We start from the raw sequence: 19,967 nt of genomic DNA on the forward strand, positions 1-19,967 counted from the left end.
CAAGACCTACGACGGCACGACGGGCGCGCAAGTGAACTTTGGCGATGACCGGGTCCAGGGCGACGTCCTGACGCTGGCGGGCAACGCTGCCTTCGGCAACAAGAACGCAGGGACTGGTAAGGCCGTCAATGTGACGAACGTGGCACTGAGCGGCGGTGACGCCGGCAACTATGTACTGGGCAGCAATGCGGGCAGCACCACGGCGGATATCGCGGCACGCACCTTGAACCTAAGCTTTAATGGCGTCAATAAAACCTACGACGGCACGACGGGCGCGCAAGTGAACTTTGGCGATGACCGGGTCCAGGGCGACGCCCTGACGGTGGCGGGCAGCGCTGCCTTCGGCAACAAGAACGCGGGGACTGGCAAGGCTGTCAATGTGACGAACGTGGCACTGAGCGGCGGTGACGCCGGCAACTATGTGCTGGGCGCCAACTCTGGCAGCACCACGGCCGATATCTCGGCGCGTACCCTGAACGTGAGCTTTAACGGCGTCAACAAGACCTACGACGGCACGACGGGCGCGCAAGTGAACTTTGGCGACGACCGCGTCCAGGGCGACGCCCTGACGGTGGCGGGCAACGCTGCCTTCGGCAACAAGAACGCAGGGACTGCCAAGGCCGTCAATGTGACCAATGTGGGCGTGAGCGGTGCCGACGCTGGCAACTATGTGCTGGGCGCCAACTCTGGCAGCACCACAGCCGACATCGCGGCGCGCACCCTGAACGTGAGTTTTACAGGCCTCAACAAGACCTACGATGGCACGACGGGCGCACAAGTGAGTTTTGGCGACGACCGCGTCCAGGGCGACGCCCTGACGGTGGCGGGCAATGCTGTCTTCGGCAACAAGAACGCGGGTACTGGCAAGGCTGTCAATGTCACGAATGTGGCCCTGAGTGGCGGCGACGCCGGCAACTATGTGCTGGGCGCCAACTCTGGCAGCACCACGGCCGATATCGGCGCGCGCGCGCTGAATCTGTCTGGCGTGGCGGGCAGCAAGGTCTACGATGGCACGACGGGGGCGCAACTGAGCCTGGGCGATGACCGTGTCGCCGGCGACAGCTTGACAGTCTCGGCAGTGGCCAACTTCGCGGACAAGAACGTGGGCGCCGCCAAGGCCGTGCAGGTGAGCGGTGCGGCGCTGACGGGCGCCGATGCGGGCAATTATTTTATGGTCTTGCCGACGGGCTTGCTGGCCAGCATCACGCCCGCCAGCCTGACCCTGGCGGGCCTTAACGCCGCCGGCAAGGTGTATGACGGCACGACTTCCGCCACAGTCAGCGCCACGGCGAATGGCGTGCTGGGCCAGGATGTGGTCAGCGTGGTGGGCGGCGGCGGCAGCTTTGCCGACAAGAACGCGGGCACGGGCAAGCTGGTGACGGCCGGCGGCTTCCGCCTGGCGGGCGCCGATGCGGGCAACTATACCTTGCAGACGACGGGCGGCACGGCGCAGGCAACGATTGCGCAAAAACAATTGTCGACCTGGGTCGGCAGCGGCAACGGCTTGTGGAGCGATGCCGCCAACTGGGATGGCGGCGTGGTGCCGGAAGGCGCGAACGTGCTGGCCGTCGATTTCTCCCGCAGCAATGGCATCGTCACCTACAGCGCGGCGGCAGGCAACACCATCCTGAAAAACCTGCACTCGGCGACGGGTTTGTTGTTGACTGGTGGCAACCTGACCTTGGGCGAAAGCGTGCTGGACCGTTCCGTGCTGAGCGGCCTGGCCGGCCTGGAAATCAGCGGCGGCAGCTTGCTGCTGAACGGCAGCCTGTCAGCGGACCGCTACGCCCAGGGTGGCGGCGTGTTGAGCGGCAATGGCAACTTGCTCGTCGCCAATAGCTTCAACCAGGTGGCCGGCGCCATCCGGCTGGCGGGCCAGCTGGCCATCACGCAAGCGGCTGGCGACCTGCGCTTCGCCAGCCTGGCGGCGAATGATGTACAGCTGAGCGCCTTGACCGGCGCCATCGGCCAGGACGGCGCGCTGCTCGCGGGCAGCCTGACGGCACGGGCGCAAAATGGCATCGTGCTGGGCCATGCGGGCAACCAGGTGGGCAGTTTTAGCGCCAGCAATAGCGCAGGGGGCGGCATTGTGCTGAACAATACCTCGGCGCCGGGCACCCTGACGCTGGGAACGCTCGTCACGGGCGCGGGCAATATCGCCATCGACAACACGGGCGGCATCGCGGCCGGCAATATCGATGCGCATGGCGGCAACGTCAGCGTGAAGGCGCACAGCCCCGTCTCCGTCAATGGCAAGATCGCGGGCAATGATATCGCGCTCAATGCGAGCACGGACGTGGTGCTGGGCGATGGCGCGCAACTGGCGGCAGCGCGCGACATCAGCCTGGTGGCAGGCGGCGACATCCGTGTCGGCGGCAATGCGAATATCGTTAGCGGCGGCAATTTCAGCGCCAGCGCGGGCGCGAATGTGCGCTTTGCGGACACGGCAAGCTTCACCTTGCCGGCAGCGGCCAGCATGACCGTGCTGGCGAAAACGGGCAGCATCACGGGCGACTCGGGTGTGCGCATCAACCGCCAGCGCAGCGGTGTGACCCTGCTGGCGCCGACCGGCACGGTAAATATGGCGGAGGCCATTTTCCTGCCAGCGACCACCATCGACAAGCCCGTCATCGATGCCAGCGCCAGCGCTGCCATCGATGAAGCCTTGCGCATCATCAAGCAGGCCGACCGTGCCAACACCCCGCTCGCATCCACGACGCCCGCCAAGCCTGAGGAAAAGAAGAAAGACAGCAAGGATGTTGCCGATGCCACAGATAAACCGACAGGATACAAATACGATGATGCCGCTAAAAAAATGTACTGCAATTAAGGCCTTCTTGTGGCTGGCCCTGATGTGCGTGGGCGCGCACGCCTGGGCTGGCCAGGTGGCCGGTACCGTGATGCAATTGAGTGGTCCGCTGATGGCGAAAAAGGCCGATGGCAAGGTGAAAATCCTGGCCATCAAGTCCGAAGTCGAGCAGGGCGACACCTTGCTGACGGAAAAGGAGACCTATGCCTTGATCAAGCTGATCGACAATAGCGAAATCACCTTGAAACCGAATACCAGTTTCGTGATCGAGCAATTCAGCTACACGGCCGAGCAGCCCGATGGCGACCATGCCATCTTCAGCCTGCTCAAGGGGGGCTTGCGTTCCGTCACGGGGCTGCTGGGCAAACGCAACAAGGAGCGCTTCGAGATGAAGACGCCGGCCGCCACCATCGGCATTCGCGGCACGACTTTCATTGCCAGCTATGTGCCGCCAGCGGCACCTGGCGGGCCAGTGCTGCCCAATGCACCGGCACCCGTGGCGCTGCCACCCGGTTTGTATGTGCAGGTGCTCGATGGCCTGATTCATGTGACGAATCCAGCGGGTACGAGTAATTTTGCTGCCGGGCAATTTGGCTATACGCCCAACTTCAGGCAGCCGCCCGTCCCCTTGCCCGTCAACCCCGGCATCCCGTTCACGCCGCCGCCGGTCTTTTCATCGTCGTCACCGGGCCCAGGCAGCGCGGCAGGCGGCAAGCCTGCCACCGTCGACTGCGTGGTGCGCTAAGTTTTCAGGCAAGCCCGGCACACATGACAAATAGGGCTTGACCTTCCCATCATGGGATAGCAGATCCTGTACATATTAGTTAATCTTTCGTACAGGATCTGCCATGAACCAGAGTGCACTCGCTCCCGCCGCTTCCCCTCCCGCCGCCGCGCATGCGCAGGCGCTGGCCATCGAAGGCATGAGCTGCGCCTCGTGCGTGGGCCGCGTGGAAAAGGCCCTGGCCGCCGTGCCGGGCGTGACCCAGGCCAGCGTCAACCTGGCCACCGAAGTGGCCAAAATCAGTTCCGACACGCCGATTCCCCTGGCCGCCTTGCAGGCGGCTGTGGAAAAAGCCGGCTACACGGTGGCGCAGCGCGAGATCGACCTGAACATCGCCGGCATGACGTGCGCCTCCTGCGTGGGCCGGGTGGAAAAAGCCTTGCTGAAAGTGCCGGGCGTACTGGCCGCCAGCGTCAACCTGGCCACGGAAAGCGCGCGTGTCAAGGTGACGGGCGGCGCGGATGCCGCCGCCCTGATCGCCGCCATCGACAAGGCCGGCTATGCAGCCAAAGTTCCCGCCGCCAGCCAGGCCAGCGCGCCCACCGCCGCACCGAACCGCGACGGCCTGAAAGTGGCGTTCGCTGCCGTCCTGGCCTTCCCATTGATGCTGCCCATGCTGCTCGAGTGGGCCGGCATCCACCTGATGCTGCCTGGCTGGATGCAATTCGTTCTGGCCACGCCCGTCCAGTTTTACTTTGGCGCGCGCTTCTACAAGGCGGGCTGGAAGGCGGCCCGCGCCGGCAGCGGCAATATGGATTTGCTGGTGGCGCTGGGCACGAGCGCCGCGTATGGCTTGTCCGTCTATCAATGGCTGACGGCGGGCGAGATATTGCCGCACCTGTACTTCGAGGCCTCGGCTGTCGTCATCACGCTCGTGTTGCTGGGAAAATGGCTGGAAAGCCGCGCCAAGCGCCAGACGGCCTCTGCCATCCGTGCGCTGCAGGTCTTGCGTCCGGAATCGGCCCGCGTGCGCCGCGACGGCGTTGAGCTCGACTTGCCCGTGGAACAGGTGAAAGTGGGCGACCTGGTGGTGATACGCCCCGGCGAACGGGTGGCCGTCGATGGCGTGGTGGTGGAAGGCGCCAGCCAGATCAACGAGTCGCTGATCACCGGGGAAAGCTTGCCGGTCGATAAGCATGTGGGCGACAAGGTCACGGGCGGCGCCATCAATGCCGATGGTTTGTTGCTGGTACGCACGCAAGCCGTGGGCGGCGAAACGACCCTGTCGCGCATCATCCGCCTGGTGGAAGATGCGCAGGCGGCCAAGGCGCCCATCCAGCACCTGGTCGACAAGGTCAGCGCCATCTTTGTGCCCGTGGTGCTGGTGCTGGCGCTGCTGACCATGCTGGGCTGGTGGCTCGCTACCGGCGAACTGGAGAACGCCATCATCAATGCAGTGGCCGTGCTGGTCATCGCCTGCCCCTGCGCGCTGGGCCTGGCCACGCCGACGGCCATCATGGCCGGTACGGGTGTTGCCGCCCGCTACGGCATCCTGATCAAGGATGCGGAAGCGCTGGAAGTGGCGCACGCCGTCAATACTGTCGTGTTCGACAAGACGGGCACCTTGACTATCGGTAAACCTGCGCTGGCGGCCCTGCATGCGCACGGCATCGACGATGCACGGCTGTTGCAGCTGGCGGCCAGCATCCAGCGTGGAAGCGAGCACAGCCTGGCTACGGCCGTGCTGGATGCGGCCAGCGCGCGCCACATCGAACCCTTGCCGTCCACGGGCCTGTCGGCCTTGCCGGGCCGCGGCCTGGCGGCGAATGTCGACGGCCTGGACCTGAAACTGGGCAGCACGCGTCTGATGCAGGAGTTAAACGTCGACATGACGCCGCTGGCGGCACAGGCCTTGTCGCTGGAAAACACGGGCAACACGATCTCGTGGCTGGCTTCGGGATCAGAACTGCTGGGCCTGTTCGCCTTCAGCGACCAGGTCAAGCCGAACGCGCAGGCGGCCATTGCTCATTTGCACAGCCTGGGTATCCGCACGGTGATGCTGACCGGGGATAACCAAGGCAGCGCCGACGCCGTCGGCAAGCTGCTGGGCATCGACACGGTGGCGGCGAAAATGCTGCCGGCCGATAAAACCGCTAAAATTGTCGCGCTGAAAGGCGAGGGCGCGAAAGTGGCCATGGTGGGCGACGGCATCAACGATGCGCCCGCGCTGGCCGCTGCCGACGTGGGCATCGCCATGTCGACGGGCACGGACGTTGCCATGCATGCGGCAGGCATTACGCTGATGCGTGGCGATCCTGCCCTGGTGGCCGACGCCATCGATATCTCGCGCCGCACCTACAGCAAGATACGGCAGAATCTGTTCTGGGCCTTCATTTATAACCTGATCGGCATTCCGCTGGCCGCCTTCGGTCTGCTCAACCCCATGGTGGCGGGCGCGGCGATGGCCTTCAGTTCGGTCAGCGTGATCAGCAATGCCCTGTTGCTGCGCCGCTGGAAAGCCCGCAGTCATTCAGGCAGCGCGCATACCAAGGAGCAATAAGGATGAATATCGGCCAGGCGGCAAACGAAACGGGCGTATCGGCAAAAATGATACGCTACTACGAGAGTATTTCATTGCTAAAACCCAGCGCGCGCAGCGATGCCGGCTACCGCATCTACATGCCGAACGACTTGCACGCCCTGCGTTTTATCAAGCGCGGGCGGGGGCTGGGTTTTTCGCTGGAACAGATCCGCGAGTTGCTGTCGCTGTGGCAAAACGACCAGCGCGCCAGCGCGGACGTGAAAGGCATCGCCCTGGCCCACGTCGCCGAGCTCAACAAGCGCATCGCCGAATTGACGGAAATGCGCGATACCCTGGCTCACCTGGCGCAATCGTGCCACGGCGACGATAAGCCCGATTGCCCCATCCTGCAAAGCCTGGGGCTGGCCGGTGAAACGGACGCGAAGGCTTGCTGCCATTGAGGTAAATCAACGGAGGTGGTATGGCGTATGAACTGTATTATTGGCCTACGATACAGGGGCGCGGCGAATTCATCCGTCTTGCCCTGGAAGAGGCGGGCGCCGACTACCGCGATATCGCCCGTTTGCCTGAACGCAAGGGGCAAGGCATTTCCGCGATGCTGGCCTGCCTCGATGGCGGTACTACGCCACAGGCCGCCTACGCACCGCCCGTGCTGCGCGACGGCGACTTGCTGATCGGTCAGACGACGAATATCCTGCTCTACCTGGGCCGCCGCCTGGGCCTGGCGCCGCGCGCGGAAAGCGGCCGCTTGTGGCTGAACCAGCTGCAACTGACGATGGCCGACTGGCTGACGGAAGTGCACGACACGCATCACCCGCTGTCGATGAATCAATATTATGAGGAACAGAAAGAGGCGGCCATGCTGCGCAGCGCGGATTTCCGCAGCACGCGCCTGCCGAAATTCCTCGATTATTTCACCCAGGTCCTGCTGAATAATCGCAGCCGCGGTCATTATCTGGTGGGCGCAAAGCTCACGTACGGCGACCTGTCGCTGTTCCAGATGCTGGCCGGCTTGCGTTATGCGTTTCCACAAGCCATGGCGCGCCTGGCGCCCGAATATCCCTTCCTGTCCGAGTTGCACGATACGGTGGCGGCGCGGCCGAACATCGCCCGCTACCTGAAGTCGAAGCGCAGAATCGCGTTCAATCAGGAAGGCATCTTCCGCCATTACCCGGAACTGGACGGGTAAAAAAAACAGCCGGCGCAAAGGCCGGCTGTTGTCCGTGTCTGACGCTTATTGCGCGCTGGTAACGGGGTAGCCCGCCTCGACGATGGCGGCGCTGATGGCGCCCAGTGCGCTCGATGATTCCACCGTGACACGCTTGCTGGCCAAGTCGATCTGCACCTGGGCTTGCGGATCGATGGCTTGCACCGCTTTCGTGACCGAGCCGACGCAATGGCCGCAGCTCATGTTTTCAACTTGTAACTGATACATGACAAGCACTCCTTGAATGATTAAGTGCTTCCACTGTAATCCTTGCCCCGGTGGGAAGGTCAAGCGGAAGCATTGTCGCGTTTTAGTGGAGAAGGAAGTCGACGGCTTGCATGGGCGGCGGCACGTCCTCGTCCTGCACGGATTCGCGCAAGCTGATTTCGATGGCGCGGCACATGGCTGACAAGGGCAGATCGTTGGCATCTTCGCCGAACGGTTCCTCGATCTCGTCGCCCAGCGCATCGAGGCCAAAGAAGGTGTAGGCGACGATGGCGACGACGAAGGGCGTCATGAAGCCGAGCGAATCGACGAGGCCGAAGGGCAGCAGGAAACAGTACAGATAGGCCGTGCGGTGCAGCAGCAGCGAATACGAAAACGGAATCGGCGTGCTGCGGATGCGTTCGCACGAAGCGCCCGCTGCCACCATGGCCGAGACCGTGTTATCGATCTGCGTGGCCAGGATGCTGTCGATGCGGCCTTGCCCGATGCAGTCGGCCAGGTCGTGGCCCATCTGCAGCATCAGGTAGTCGGACGGGTTCGCCGCCTTGCAGGCCGCTTCCCATTCGGCCTGACGCAGCAGCGGCTGCAAGTCGGCCGGTCCGCGCGTGTCGCGCAACTGGTGGCGCAGGGCGTGGCAAAAGGCGATGGTGCGGTAAATCATGCGCACGCGCACATCTTCCAGGCCCAGCCTGGCGTGGGCTGGCGTGTCGCTGCGTATCATCGTCTGGCACTGGCGCGAGAAATTACGGCTGCGCAAGACCAGTTCGCCCCACAGCTTGCGCGCTTCCCAATAACGGTCATAGGCGGCCGTATTGCGGAAGCCCAGGAAGATGGCCAGCGGCAAGCCGATCAGGGTAAACGGGATGGTGGTGAGGATCACCTTGTGGTCGAACAAGGTGCCGTGGCACCAGGTGACCAGGGTGGCGATCAGGGTATTGACGATAAGCGTGGTGCGGATGCGCGGCAGGACGGAGCCGCGCACGACCAGGAACAGCCGTAGCGCCGATGGGCGCTCGCGCACGATCATGCTGGTCTCCCTGTCGGGAGCTGGGCTGGCGGGGAACGGCGCGCCCGGTGATCGGTAAAAGAGGAAAAATGCAGTGGCAATTGCCGGGAACAAAAAGCCCGCGGCGTGTGCGGGCTGAGCTGGGTGTGCATGGGAAGCAGTGTAGGGGAGACGGCATGAGTATAGGCCGCCGTTCCTCTGCCGGCCAATTCACAGTGATAATGGGGATTATTCATTTTATGAATGAATATTTCATTTGTAAGTTAATGCGTGAATTTCAGTTGCCGAGTTCCCGTCCCTGCCGGATTTTCCTGCGGTGTTCCTCCTGCTGCCGTTTCAATGCGGCACTGGCTGTGTAGTCGTTGCGGAACCACCCTGGATGCTTGTTGCGGCGCAGCCAGGTGCAGTCGGCCATGCTGGTGATGTCGGCGCAGTCGCAGGCACAGTCGACCAGCGGCACGTCGCAGTCGTAAAATCCCGCCTGGGCCCGGCGGCGCGCGCTGCGCCGTGCCGGCGGCGGCAGCGCCAGGTGCTGGCGATGCCGTTCGCCGCAGGCGCGCAGGCGGCGTTGCAACAGCACCAGCCCCGGGCGCAAGCCGTGGCGCGCGATGACCTTGTAGCCATAGGCGGAACAGCTGTCGCGGCGCGTCAGCACGCGGTAGGCGCAGGAATAGCCTTTATAGGGCGACAGGTAGCGCTGGTAAGCGCGAATGGCCAGCAGGGCCAGGCGTTTGCCGCAAGTGTCGAATGAGAAAATGCCAGCTCCTTTTTTTTCTATGCCATCAAGTCACTGGTGCGAGCATACGATAGGTATCCCGAAAATAATAGCGTCAGCAGGCACAAACTAGCATGGTGATAAATGGAGAGAATTACGCGTGACGCTTCTGCTAGGCTGGGTGGGCAAATTGGAAATATTGTCTAAAAAAATTATCCCATCCCGGTAGCCGCCGCCAGGGGTATGGTCGAGCTGGTTTATCCTTCCTTTGAAAGTGATACGCATGTTTAAAGTTTCCAGCATCTGCCTCGCTACCTTGATCCTGTTACAAGCGCCTGCCGGCTGGGCCGGCCAGCCCGCGCCACTGAGCCAGCAGCAGCAAGCGCTGGCGGCGCAGATCGATGCCAGCATCGCCCCCTATTACAAGGCCACGGAACCGGGCGCCGTCGTCATCGTCGTCAAGGATGGCCAGCCGCTGCTGCGCAAGGCGTATGGCCTGGCCAGCGTGCAGGAAGGCACGCCGCTGACGCCGGACATGTCGCTGCGCCTGGGTTCGATTTCCAAGCAATTCACGGCTGTCGCCATCCTGCTGCTGGCGGACCAGGGCAAGCTGGCCGTCACCGATGACATCACGACATTCCTGCCCGACTATCCGACGCACGGCAAGAAAATCACGATCGCGCAGCTGCTCGCGCACACGTCCGGTATTCACGACTACACAAGGAAGCCGGAATTCGTGCCCAACAGCACCAAAGACGTGAGCGTGGCGCAGATGATCGATTTCTTCAAGAACGATCCCCTCGACTTTGAACCGGGCACGCAGTGGAGTTACAGCAGCTCCGGCTATTTCCTGCTGGGTGCCATCATCGAAAAAGCGTCGGGCCAGCCGTATGCCACGTTTGTGGAACAGCAGATATTCGTGCCGTTGGGCATGAACGATACGGCCTATGAAGGTCACGAGCGCCAGCCCGCCAGGCGCGCGGCCGGGCATATCCGTTCGGGAGCAGCGTACGTGCCGAACTTGCCCCTGAGCATGACGCAGCCGTATGCGGCCGGCGCCCTCGTTTCCACCGTGGACGACCTGGCGCGCTGGGATGCGGCCATCTCCGATGGCAAGCTGCTCAAGGCTTCCACCTGGCAGCTGGCGTTCACGCAAGCCAAGCTGAACGACGGCAAGGCGACCCGCTCCGGCTTGGGCTGGAAGGTGGGCACCTGGCAAGGCACGCCGGTCATCCACCATAGCGGCGGCATCAATGGTTTTGCCACGTATGCGATGCGCTTGCCGAAGGAAAAAGTCTACGTCGCCGTGCTGGAAAACTCGGACACGGGCCTGGTCGATCCGGACGTGGTGGCCCGCAAGGCGGCCGCCATCGCCGTGGGCCGGCCATATCCCGAGATCAAGGTCATCACGCTCAAGCCTGCCATCCTCAACGCGTATGCGGGCGTGTACGCCATCAACGAGAAGGCCGGCTATACGATCCGCAACTTCGAGGGCAACTTGCTGCTGCAACGCACAGGCCGTCCCGCGCAACGCCTGCTGGCGTACTCGCCGAATGGTTTCCTGATTGAAAATACATTGACGACGGCCGAGTTCGAACGGGGACCGAAGGGCGAGGCGCAGCTGATCCTCAATGACGGCGGCGAATCGAAGTCGGTATACGACCGCGCCAGCGCCGCCAGGCCGGCGCGTACCGTCGTGGCCATGACGGCAGCGCATTTCGATGCTTACGTGGGCAAGTATGCGCTGGCGCCCGAAGTCTATCTGGAGGTGACGCGCGAAGGCGACAAGTTCTTTGCCCAGGTGACGGGTTTCCGCAAGCTGGCCATGCTGCCGATGAGCGATACGGCCTTCTTCTCGAATGAAGTCGATGCGGAAGTCCGCTTCAGCAAGGATGCCAGCGGCAAGACGGAGCAACTGGTATTGCGCCAGGAAGGGCAGGACATGCCGGCCAGAAGGGTGAACTGATGTGTGTGGGCCGGCTAGGCGCTTGCGCGCGAGCCGGCCTACGCCGCCATTGCTTGCCAGCCATACCAGCCGAACGCCCCCAGCCACGCCAGCACGATCGCCAGTCCCGGCAGCAGCAGCCATTTCGCCACCGGCTCTTCCCACGCGACATATGGCTTGCCGCCGCGCGCGATGGCCAGCAGCGCCTGTCCGCCATTCAGGCCGGCAAACGGCAGCAGGTTGAACGCGCACAGTTTCAACGAGAACAGGGCGAACACCAGCGCAAAGCCATGCGTACGGGTAAATGTTTCCCCCTCACCCAGCAATTCCTGCGCCCTCGACAACGGCGCCAGCGCGCCAGCGACGATTTGCCCGAAGGCGGCGATAAAGCGCTCCCAGCCCGAGGCTCCCATGATGCCCAGCGACAAGGCCAGCAGCACGGCCACGCCGCTCAGGGGCAGCAGCACCTGCTTCCACAGCGGCTGGAAGTTGTAGGCGTCAAGGCAGGGATCGTCGTCATACAAGGTTTCCTCGCGCGTATCCTTCAGCACCAGATTGCCGGCCAGCGGCAGCAGCTTGAGGTGGACTTTGCCCCAGGTCAGCAGGGTGGGACCCACGCCGTAGCGGATGCTGCGCACCGTGATGCCGAACAGCCTGGCGCAGGCCGCCATGACGGAAATGTGGATGAATATGAAGACAATGAAGCAGAGCAGCAACTGCAGGGCCGGATGCATGGGGCGGGTTGTCCAGGAAGAAAGGAGCGGTATTAGAACATGTCGCAGGAAAAAGTTGCGCACATGAAAAAAGCCCCGCCTGCATCGCTGCAGCCGGGGCTTCGAATGACTGGGGCAGCTGGCGCCGCCCGCTACGATTTACAGCACTTCGCTGGCGTGATCGGCCAGGCGCGAACGCTCGCCGCGCGCCAGGGTGACATGGCCGCTGTGGGTCCAGCCCTTGAAGCGGTCGACCACGTAGGTCAGGCCGCTCGAGCCTTCCGTCAGGTACGGGGTGTCGATCTGCGCGATGTTGCCCAGGCACAGGATCTTCGTGCCGGGACCGGCGCGCGTGACGAGGGTCTTGACCTGTTTCGGCGTCAGGTTTTGCGCTTCATCGATGATGAGGAACTTGTTGACGAAGGTGCGGCCGCGCATGAAGTTGAGCGACTTGATCTTGATGCGCGAGCGGATCAGGTCTTGCGTTGCCGCACGGCCCCATTCGCCGCCATCGGAGTCGGACTTGTTCAGCACTTCCAGGTTGTCGTCGAAAGCGCCCATCCATGGCGACATCTTTTCCTCTTCCGTACCAGGCAGGAAACCGATGTCTTCGCCGACGGGCACCGTCACGCGGGTGACGATGATTTCATTGTAGAGCTTGGTTTCCAGCACTTGCGCCAGGCCGGCGGCCAGGGCCAGCAGGGTCTTGCCGGTACCGGCCTGGCCCAGCAGGGTGACGAAGTCGCATTCCGGATTCATCAGCAGGTTCAGCGCGAAGTTCTGCTCGCGGTTGCGCGCCGTCACGCCCCACACATTGTTCTTCGTGTGGCTGAAGTCGCGCAGGGTTTGCAGTACGGCCGTCTTGCCGTTGATCTGCTTTACCTGGCCGTAGAACGGCGTTTCGCCGTTTTTCGGTTCCAGGTAGATGAACTGGTTGACCAGCAACGATGGAATGAACGGGCCCGTCACGCGGTAGAAGGTGGAGCTATAGCCGTTCTTGCTTTCCTGCCACGATTCCATGTCCTTGCCGTGCTTGTTCCAGAAGTCGTCCGGCAATTGCACGATGCCCGAGTACAGCAAGTCCGTGTCTTCCAGCACATGGTCGTTGAAGTAGTCTTCGGCCGGCAAGCCCAGGGCGCGCGCCTTGATGCGCATGTTGATGTCCTTCGACACCAGCACGACGGGACGGCCATCCTGCTCCGACTCGAGCGAGCGCACGACGGCCAGGATCTGGTTGTCGGCCTTGCCTACTGGCAAGCCAGCCGGCAAGTCGGCGCTTTGCAGGCGCGTCTGGAAGAACAGACGGCCCTTGGCGTCCTTGTTGCCCAGCTTGGACAGCAGGATGCCGTGCTCGATGGCGTCGTCATCCGTGTTACTGATCAGGGCGTCCAGGGTGCGCGAGACCTGGCGTGCATTGCGCGCCACTTCCGTCATGCCCTTTTTGTGGTTGTCCAGCTCTTCCAGGGTCATCATCGGCAGGTACACATCGTGTTCCTCAAAGCGGAACAGCGACGATGGATCGTGCATCAGCACGTTCGTGTCGAGCACGAACAGTTTGCTGATGCCGCGCTGGTCGGCGGCGCGGCTGGCGGACGACTTGAGCTGCACTTCCACCGCCTTGTGCTTGGCAGGATGCGGCTGCTCGACTTGCTTGACGGACTTGATCGGCGTGACCTTGCCTTTTGCCGCCGGCTTGGCTTTCGCTGCGGGGGCAGCGACGGCGGCAGGCGCGGCCGCGACCGGCGCAGGCTTGGCGACCATCAGGGCCGCCACTTGCTTGATCTTCGTGGCCGCATTGCGGACCGGCTTGGCAACTTCGGCGATCGCCGCTTCAATGATCGGTGCAGCCACTTTCTTGGCTGCCGGGGTTTTGGTGGCCGGGCGCGCTGCGCCTGCGGTTGGGTAATCTTGGGTGGCCAGGATGGTGGCTGGCTTGCTCGGTAATTTTGGCAGTGGCATCAGGATCTCAATCAAAAAATTTCTGGAATGAATCGCCCATGGGCAGCCAGCTTCTGGCGGCACTTCTCACGGGTGGATGCGGGGGGAACAACAATGCTACAGGACGAATAACTGCCGGAAGGCCGGCAGCATGGCCGGTCATGGACGCCATCGGCGGGCTGCAGGCCCGCCTGGCGGAGTGGGTGGAGGCGCTTCGTTGACTCAAAATGGCGATAGGTACCGTGAACTGAACTGCGGTTGAACCGGGCTCGCTGGAAGCCGACAACGCGCATGCGATCAGAATGGACGATCAATTCAGATGCGCTACGAATTCCAGCACTTCTTCCACGTGAGTTGCGACCTTCACGCCTCTCCATTCTTTCACCAATCGGCCCTGGGCGTCAATCACAAACGTGCTGCGCTCGACGCCACGGACCGTCTTGCCGTACATCTGTTTCATCTTCATGACGTTAAACAGCAGGCAAACGGCTTCGTCCGGGTCGGAAATGAGCTCGAATGGCAGCTCCAGCTTGGCTTTGAAGCTTTCGTGCGAGCGCAGGGAATCGCGGCTGATGCCATAGATTTCCACGCCGGCGGCAACAAATTGCGGATAGGCGTCACGGAAAGCGATGTTTTCCGTGGTGCAGCCAGGAGTGTTGTCCTTCGGATAGAAAAACAGCACCGTGGCCTTGGCCGGACGGCCCAGCAACTGAAAGGTTTTGCCGCTGGTCATCGCGGCGCTAAAGTCGGGTATGCTAACGAGGGATTGGCTATCAGCCACAGGTTCTCTCCTGAACGGTGATCATCAGCGCTGGTTTTTAATCTGGCAACGCATCCAGGTGCAACAATACAGCATTCAGGCCGCTTTGCCCTGCACAATCAGGCGTCCCGACCGCCCGGGCAACTCATCCCAGGTGATGGGGCACACGGGCAAGTCCGTATTTTTTATCTTTTCATAATAATCGCCCATCGCTGCAAACTGGTAGCCCTGGGCTTTCCAGCCAGCCAGCAGTTGTTCGAAAATGGGGGCGAGTTTCTGTCCTTCAAGTTCCGCATGCAAGGTATACACGTGGTCGCGCGGATTGTCCGCCGTCAGCGACAAGATATGCGCGGCAACATTGCCGGTGGTGATCAGTTTGCCGTCGATTTCGCAACCCAGCAATTCATCCAGGGTGGGCAGGGTGGTGGGCAATTGCACGCATTGCAGGAGGGTGTTGCCGTTGCGCACGCGGTGCGGGCCATTGCTTGGATGCACCATGGCGCCGCGCGCGTCGAGCATGGCGCGGCCGTCGGAGGCAAAGCGGTAGCCGGCCGTGTCGTGCTCGACAAAGGCGCTGACATTCATTTGCCAGCCGGCCGCGCCGTGCGTGTGCGGCTTGGTGCCGAACACCTGCTCGTAGCGGTTGGCGGCCTTGCGCATCACGGCGATGGTCCAGGCGGCGTTGCGCTTGGCCACGTTGTCTTGCCACAGGGTGTGATCCCAGGTGTGGATGCCGCACTCGAAACCGGCATCGCGCACGGCGCGCAATTGCGCCGCGCACTGCTTGCCGATATCGGGTCCCGGCAGCAAGGTGCCGTACATCAATGTTTTCAAGCCGTAATGCTCGACCACCGAGGTGCGCGAGACCTTGCTGAAAAAGCCGGGCCGCAAGGCGCGCCGCAGGGCCCAGCCCGTATGGTCGGGGCCCAGCGAGAACAGAAAGGTGGCCTTGGCCTGGTGCGCGGCCAGCATGCGCACCAGATTGCCCATGCCTTCACGGGTGCCGCGATAGGTATCGACGTCGATTTTCAGGGTCAGGAACGGCTTGCTCAACATTAATCCATCAAGGCTTTGGCTTGGGCTACCTGGCTGCGGTAGGCGTCGAAAATATTGCGCAGGGAATCGGCCATGGTGGTGGTCGGCGCCCAGCCCAGCTCTTCGCAGGTATTCGTGATTTTCGGCACGCGGTTCTGCACGTCCTGGTAGCCGGCGCCGTAGTACGCGCCCGAGGTCGTTTCCACGATTTTCACGTGTTTCGCGCCTTCGGCGTATTCCGGGTATTCGGCGGCCAGGGTCAGCATCATGCCGGCCAGGTCGCGGATCGAATAGTTATTGGTCGGATTGCCAATGTTGTAGATCTTGCCGCTGGCGATGCCGTTCTTGTTGGCGATGATGCGGATCAGCGCATCGATGCCGTCGTCGATGTAGGTGAACGCGCGTTTCTGCGCGCCGCCATCGACCAGCGAAATGTTCTCGCCGCGCACGATGTGGCCGAAGAATTGCGTCACCACGCGCGAGGAACCTTCTTTCGGCGTGTGGATCGAGTCCAGGCCCGCGCCGATCCAGTTAAATGGACGGAACAGGGTGAAGTTCAAGCCTTCCATGCCGTAGCCCCAGATCACGCGGTCCATCAGCTGCTTGGCGTTCGAATAGATCCAGCGCGGCTTGTTGATCGGGCCGCAAATCAGTTCCGAGTTTTCCGGATCGAATTCCTCGTCGTGGCACATGCCATACACTTCCGAGGTCGACGGAAAGACCAGGTGCTTGCCGTACTTGGCGGCCGAGCGCACGATAGGCAGGTTGGCTTCGAAGTCCAGTTCGAACACGCGCAGCGGCTGCTTGACGTAGGTCGATGGCGTGGCGATGGCCACCAGCGGCAGGATCACGTCGCATTTCTTGACGTGGTACTCGACCCATTCCTTGTTGATCGTGATGTCGCCTTCGAAGAAGTGCATGCGCGACTTGTAGTTGTCATCTTCCAGCAATTCCGTGATGCGGTCCGTGTTCATGTCCATGCCATAGACATGCCAGTCGGTGGTTTCCAGGATGCGCTTGGACAGGTGGTGGCCGATGAAGCCGTTGACGCCTAAGATGAGGACTTTTTTCATGTGAGATTCTCTTGAGTGATATCAGTGTGTGCTGACGCGGGCGGTCAGACTTGCTTGCAATTGCTGAGCCGAAATCGGCTCCCCGGCAGCCCTCAGCGCGGAAATGGCCAGCATGCGGCCGTCTCCGCAGACGCCAAAGATGCAATTATCCACTACCGTCAAGCCTGCTGGCAAACTTCCTGCTGAATGCTTGCTTAAACGGGCTTTTTCGATGGTGTAAACGACATTGTTGACTTCGGTGAACGCGCCGGGATACGGGGGCGCGACGGCCCGGTGCAGGTTGTACACCTGCTGCGCGGGTAACTTCCAGTCGATGCGGCCGTCTTCCGGCGTGCGGCCGCCAAAATAGCCGCCCTGGCGCAAATCGTTGAGATGGCGCGGCGCCGTGCCGTCCAGCAAGGCCGGCAGCACGCCCCACAGCGTTTGTTCCGCCGCCACGGTGACCTTGCCGAAGACTTCGAATGCCGTGTCGTCGGGCAGGATGGGCACGGCCGTCTGCGCCACGATGGCGCCGGCGTCCGGCTTGACCGTCATTTCATGCAGGGTGGCGCCCGTCTCCGTGGCACCGTGCAGCACGGCCCAGTTGACGGGCGCGCGGCCGCGGAACTGCGGCAGCAGCGAACCGTGCATATTGTAGGCGGGCGCGACTTCCAGGATGCTGGCCGGCAGCATGTGGCGATAATAAAAGCTGAACAGCATGTCCGGCCTGGCCGCCTGCACCTGCGCCAGCAGCTCGGGCGCGCGGGCGTCCGAAGGCGTGATGTAGGGGATGCCTTCGGCCTGGCACAGGCTGGCGACGGATTCGAACCACAGGTTTTCCGTGGGGCTGTCTTCGTGCGTGACGACGAGGGCGATATCGACGCCGCCGGCCAGCAGCACCTTGATGCAGCGCACGCCCACATTGTGGTAGCCGAAGACGACGGCGCGGGGGGCGCCCATCAGCGGCCTACCTGGCGTTTTTCCAGGCGCACATAGGATGGCGCCTCGGCTTCCGCCTGGGGCATGCCGTCCTGCAGGATGGTTTGCACCACGTAGCGGGGCCGTGCACGCACTTGCTGGAAGATGCGTCCCACGTATTCGCCCACCAGGCCGATGCCGAACAGGATCACGCCCATCAGGAAGAAGGCGATGGCGAACAGGGTGAACACGCCCTGCGCCTCGGCGCCCAGCAGGAAGCGGCGCACCAGCAAATAGATCACCAGCAGGGCGGAGCTGACCGACAGCAGCATGCCCAGCATCGAGAAGATTTGCAGGGGAATCAGCGAAAAGCCCGTGACGAGGTCGAAATTGAGGCGGATCAGGCTGTACAGCGAGTATTTCGACTCGCCGGCGGCCCGTTCCTCGTGTTCGACGGTGATTTCCGTCGGCTTGCGGGCAAACGTGTAGGCGAGCGCCGGCACGAAGGTGTTGACTTCGGCGCACTGGTTGACCAGGTCGATCACATTGCGGCCATACGCGCGCAGCATGTTGCCCTGGTCCGTGATCTTGATATTGGTGATGCGTTCGCGCAAACGGTTCATCATCTTCGAGGCCAGGGTGCGCCAGGCGGAATCCTGCCGCTTGCGCCGGATCGAGCCCACGTAATCGTAGCCTTCGCGCATCTTTGCCACCAGGTTGCCGATTTCTTCGGGCGGGTTCTGCAGGTCGGCGTCGAGCGTGACCATGATCTGCCCGCGCGAGGCTTCGAAGCCGGCCAGGATGGCCATGTGCTGACCATAATTGCCGTTGAATATGACGACGCGCGTGACGTCGGGGCGCTGGCGGAACTGTTCCGCCAGGATGGCCACCGAATTGTCGCGGCTGCCATCATTGATGAAGATGATCTCGTAGCTCGTCTGCAAGGCGTCGAGGGCCGGATAGAGGCGGGCGAACAGGCTGGCCAGGCCATCCTGCTCGTTGTAGATCGGAATGATAATGGACAGTTCAGGTTTCATCGGCGCGCTGCTCATTTGATGAGAATGGATTTGACGGTGGCGACGGCGCGTTCCACGTCCTGTGTCGTCATGGCGTAGAACATCGGCAAGGTCACGGTCAGGCGGCCGATCTTTTCCGAGACGGGGAACATGCCCTCGGTAAAGCCGCGTTCGCGGTACATGGTAAACAGGTGGATCGGTGCGTAATGATAGCCCGTTCCCACGTTTTGCTGCGCCATTTGCTGCATGAACGCGGCGCGCGTGCCGGGGCCATTGTCGGGCAGGATGATCTGGAACAAATGCCAGTTGCTGTTTTCAAAGTCCTGCACGGGCAGCTGGGCGCCGCTCTGCGCTTCGAAGTCGCTGCCGAATTGCGCGAAATAGTGGCGTGCCAGCGCGCGGCGGTGGGCCGTGATGGCGTCGATATTGGCGAACTGGCCCAGGCCGATGGCGGCCATGATGTCGCTCATGTTGTATTTGCCGCCCAGCACGTCGACGTCGATACCGTCGACGCCGCTGCGCGTGACGCCCTGCAGCCGGTATTTCTCGGCCAGTTTCGCTTCTTCCAGATTGTTCAGGACGAGGCAGCCGCCTTCGCCCGTGGTGATGTTCTTGTTGGCCTGGAAGCTGAACGAGACGAAGTCGCCAAACGCGCCGATGCGCTTGCCCTTCCACGTGGAGCCGAACGCTTGCGCCGCGTCTTCCACGACCCGCAACTTGTACTTTTCAGCAATCGCGTACAGGCGGTCCATGTCGACCGGCAAGCCGGACAGGTAGACGGGGATGATGGCTTTCGTACGCGGGGTGATGGCCGCTTCCAGTTTGTCGAGGTCGATATTCCGGGTGACGGGGTCGATGTCGGCGAACACGGGCGTGGCACCCACTTCGATGATGACGTTGGCCGTCGCGACCCACGATACGGGCGTGGTGATGACTTCGTCGCCGGGGCCAATGCCGGCGATGCGCAGCGCGATTTCCATGGTGCACGTGCCCGAATTGAAGGTGCGCACGGGACGCCCGCCGAAATACTCGGACAGCTGGGCTTCGAATGCCTGCACTTTCGGGCCGCTGGTGATCCAGCCCGAGCGCAGCACTTCGCCGACGGCGGCGATGGTCGCCTCATCGATGGTGGGTTTGGAAAAAGGCAAAAAGGGCAGGGTAGAGGTCATGGGGCGCGGTTCTTGGGTCGGTATGGTGTCAGTGTATCGGTGTCGCCGAGGCTGCCAGTGCGGTCGAAATCCGCTGGCAGGCATGGCTATTTTATATCGTCAGTATGGCGGCGCGGCCCCTTCAGCGGTGAAAAATCCTGCCGATGCGGGGGCGGGGCAAGCTGGCCGGGGGCGCGATCCGTGCTGCCGCGCG

17 protein-coding genes are annotated in these 19,967 nt (G+C 62.4%); 6 read left to right on the top strand and 11 right to left on the bottom strand.

The genetic code is table 11. From position 1 onward, the window contains the following. The 5 genes from ACQ4WQ_RS02945 to ACQ4WQ_RS02965 all read left to right on the top strand — a co-directional run. A partial coding sequence (locus ACQ4WQ_RS02945) for a beta strand repeat-containing protein (RefSeq protein WP_436494556.1) occupies nucleotides 1-2,830 on the top strand: 2,830 nt, incomplete at its 5' end. 7 nt (nucleotides 2,831-2,837) lie between these two features. Beyond that, on the top strand, nucleotides 2,838-3,554 hold the full coding sequence (locus tag ACQ4WQ_RS02950) for a FecR family protein (RefSeq protein WP_436494558.1): 717 nt from the start codon (nucleotides 2,838-2,840) through the stop codon (nucleotides 3,552-3,554). A gap of 103 nt (nucleotides 3,555-3,657) precedes the next feature. Then, on the top strand, nucleotides 3,658-6,093 hold the full coding sequence (locus ACQ4WQ_RS02955; RefSeq protein WP_436494560.1) for a heavy metal translocating P-type ATPase: 2,436 nt from the start codon (nucleotides 3,658-3,660) through the stop codon (nucleotides 6,091-6,093). 2 nt (nucleotides 6,094-6,095) lie between these two features. Further along, nucleotides 6,096-6,515 (top strand): Cu(I)-responsive transcriptional regulator, encoded by a 420-nt coding sequence (cueR, locus tag ACQ4WQ_RS02960; RefSeq protein WP_436494562.1) that lies wholly within the window; start codon nucleotides 6,096-6,098, stop codon nucleotides 6,513-6,515. 20 nt (nucleotides 6,516-6,535) lie between these two features. Further along, nucleotides 6,536-7,264: a glutathione S-transferase gene (locus ACQ4WQ_RS02965; protein ID WP_436494564.1), complete on the top strand. Its 729-nt coding sequence runs from the start codon at nucleotides 6,536-6,538 to the stop codon at nucleotides 7,262-7,264. A 45-nt stretch (nucleotides 7,265-7,309) separates the two neighbouring features. On the opposite strand, the gene ACQ4WQ_RS02970 is transcribed toward ACQ4WQ_RS02965, so the two are convergent. From ACQ4WQ_RS02970 to yidD, 3 genes are all read right to left on the bottom strand, one after another. Further along, nucleotides 7,310-7,510, bottom strand: coding sequence for a heavy-metal-associated domain-containing protein (locus ACQ4WQ_RS02970; protein WP_436494566.1), 201 nt, complete (start codon nucleotides 7,508-7,510; stop codon nucleotides 7,310-7,312). Nucleotides 7,511-7,592: 82 nt separating this feature from the next. Then, on the bottom strand, nucleotides 7,593-8,534 hold the full coding sequence (locus tag ACQ4WQ_RS02975) for a bestrophin family protein (protein ID WP_436494568.1): 942 nt from the start codon (nucleotides 8,532-8,534) through the stop codon (nucleotides 7,593-7,595). A 256-nt stretch (nucleotides 8,535-8,790) separates the two neighbouring features. Beyond that, entirely contained in the window at nucleotides 8,791-9,291 is a 501-nt protein-coding gene (gene yidD / locus ACQ4WQ_RS02980; RefSeq protein ID WP_436495948.1) for a membrane protein insertion efficiency factor YidD, read from the bottom strand. A 220-nt stretch (nucleotides 9,292-9,511) separates the two neighbouring features. On the opposite strand from yidD, the gene ACQ4WQ_RS02985 reads away from it, so the two are divergent. Next, nucleotides 9,512-11,194 carry a serine hydrolase gene (locus ACQ4WQ_RS02985; protein WP_436494570.1) on the top strand — a complete coding sequence of 561 codons (1,683 nt, stop codon included), beginning with the start codon at nucleotides 9,512-9,514 and terminating at the stop codon, nucleotides 11,192-11,194. A 38-nt stretch (nucleotides 11,195-11,232) separates the two neighbouring features. Here the strand turns inward: ACQ4WQ_RS02985 and ACQ4WQ_RS02990 are convergent, their stop codons facing one another. The 8 genes from ACQ4WQ_RS02990 to ACQ4WQ_RS03025 form a co-directional block, all read right to left on the bottom strand. Continuing rightward, nucleotides 11,233-11,907, bottom strand: a complete 675-nt coding sequence (locus ACQ4WQ_RS02990) for a site-2 protease family protein (RefSeq protein WP_436494572.1) — start codon at nucleotides 11,905-11,907, stop codon at nucleotides 11,233-11,235. 138 nt (nucleotides 11,908-12,045) lie between these two features. Beyond that, complete coding sequence (locus tag ACQ4WQ_RS02995) at nucleotides 12,046-13,845, bottom strand: PhoH family protein (protein WP_436494574.1); 1,800 nt, start codon at nucleotides 13,843-13,845, stop codon at nucleotides 12,046-12,048. 289 nt (nucleotides 13,846-14,134) lie between these two features. After that, complete coding sequence (locus ACQ4WQ_RS03000) at nucleotides 14,135-14,605, bottom strand: peroxiredoxin (protein ID WP_034750445.1); 471 nt, start codon at nucleotides 14,603-14,605, stop codon at nucleotides 14,135-14,137. Nucleotides 14,606-14,680: 75 nt separating this feature from the next. Continuing rightward, nucleotides 14,681-15,640: a polysaccharide deacetylase family protein gene (locus ACQ4WQ_RS03005; RefSeq protein ID WP_436494576.1), complete on the bottom strand. Its 960-nt coding sequence runs from the start codon at nucleotides 15,638-15,640 to the stop codon at nucleotides 14,681-14,683. Then, nucleotides 15,640-16,692: a bifunctional UDP-4-keto-pentose/UDP-xylose synthase gene (locus ACQ4WQ_RS03010; RefSeq protein ID WP_070290550.1), complete on the bottom strand. Its 1,053-nt coding sequence runs from the start codon at nucleotides 16,690-16,692 to the stop codon at nucleotides 15,640-15,642. Before ACQ4WQ_RS03010 ends, ACQ4WQ_RS03005 begins: the two co-directional genes overlap by 1 nt. A 21-nt stretch (nucleotides 16,693-16,713) precedes the next feature. Further along, nucleotides 16,714-17,631, bottom strand: a complete 918-nt coding sequence (locus ACQ4WQ_RS03015) for a formyltransferase (RefSeq protein ID WP_436494578.1) — start codon at nucleotides 17,629-17,631, stop codon at nucleotides 16,714-16,716. After that, complete coding sequence (locus ACQ4WQ_RS03020; RefSeq protein ID WP_436494580.1) at nucleotides 17,631-18,626, bottom strand: glycosyltransferase; 996 nt, start codon at nucleotides 18,624-18,626, stop codon at nucleotides 17,631-17,633. Before ACQ4WQ_RS03020 ends, ACQ4WQ_RS03015 begins: the two co-directional genes overlap by 1 nt. Nucleotides 18,627-18,637: 11 nt before the next feature. Beyond that, on the bottom strand, nucleotides 18,638-19,774 hold the full coding sequence (locus ACQ4WQ_RS03025; RefSeq protein WP_326456825.1) for a DegT/DnrJ/EryC1/StrS family aminotransferase: 1,137 nt from the start codon (nucleotides 19,772-19,774) through the stop codon (nucleotides 18,638-18,640). Nucleotides 19,775-19,967 lie beyond the last annotated feature (193 nt).

The organism is Janthinobacterium goodfellowi, assembly GCF_051380695.1.
GTDB lineage: Bacteria > Pseudomonadota > Gammaproteobacteria > Burkholderiales > Burkholderiaceae_D > Janthinobacterium.

Bases quoted from the DNA above. Each gene is read 5' to 3' on its own strand.
- ACQ4WQ_RS03005 (WP_436494576.1), bottom strand. From the start codon at position 15,640: ATGTTGAGCAAGCCGTTCCTGACCCTGAAAATCGACGTCGATACCTAT.
- ACQ4WQ_RS03025 (WP_326456825.1), bottom strand. From the start codon at position 19,774: ATGACCTCTACCCTGCCCTTTTTGCCTTTTTCCAAACCCACCATCGAT.
- ACQ4WQ_RS02995 (WP_436494574.1), bottom strand. From the start codon at position 13,845: ATGCCACTGCCAAAATTACCGAGCAAGCCAGCCACCATCCTGGCCACC.
- ACQ4WQ_RS03015 (WP_436494578.1), bottom strand. From the start codon at position 17,631: ATGGGCGCCCCCCGCGCCGTCGTCTTCGGCTACCACAATGTGGGCGTG.
- ACQ4WQ_RS03020 (WP_436494580.1), bottom strand. From the start codon at position 18,626: ATGAAACCTGAACTGTCCATTATCATTCCGATCTACAACGAGCAGGAT.
- ACQ4WQ_RS02965 (WP_436494564.1), top strand. From the start codon at position 6,536: ATGGCGTATGAACTGTATTATTGGCCTACGATACAGGGGCGCGGCGAA.
- ACQ4WQ_RS02975 (WP_436494568.1), bottom strand. From the start codon at position 8,534: ATGATCGTGCGCGAGCGCCCATCGGCGCTACGGCTGTTCCTGGTCGTG.
- cueR (WP_436494562.1), top strand. From the start codon at position 6,096: ATGAATATCGGCCAGGCGGCAAACGAAACGGGCGTATCGGCAAAAATG.
- ACQ4WQ_RS02985 (WP_436494570.1), top strand. From the start codon at position 9,512: ATGTTTAAAGTTTCCAGCATCTGCCTCGCTACCTTGATCCTGTTACAA.
- ACQ4WQ_RS02970 (WP_436494566.1), bottom strand. From the start codon at position 7,510: ATGTATCAGTTACAAGTTGAAAACATGAGCTGCGGCCATTGCGTCGGC.
- ACQ4WQ_RS02955 (WP_436494560.1), top strand. From the start codon at position 3,658: ATGAACCAGAGTGCACTCGCTCCCGCCGCTTCCCCTCCCGCCGCCGCG.
- ACQ4WQ_RS03010 (WP_070290550.1), bottom strand. From the start codon at position 16,692: ATGAAAAAAGTCCTCATCTTAGGCGTCAACGGCTTCATCGGCCACCAC.
- ACQ4WQ_RS02990 (WP_436494572.1), bottom strand. From the start codon at position 11,907: ATGCATCCGGCCCTGCAGTTGCTGCTCTGCTTCATTGTCTTCATATTC.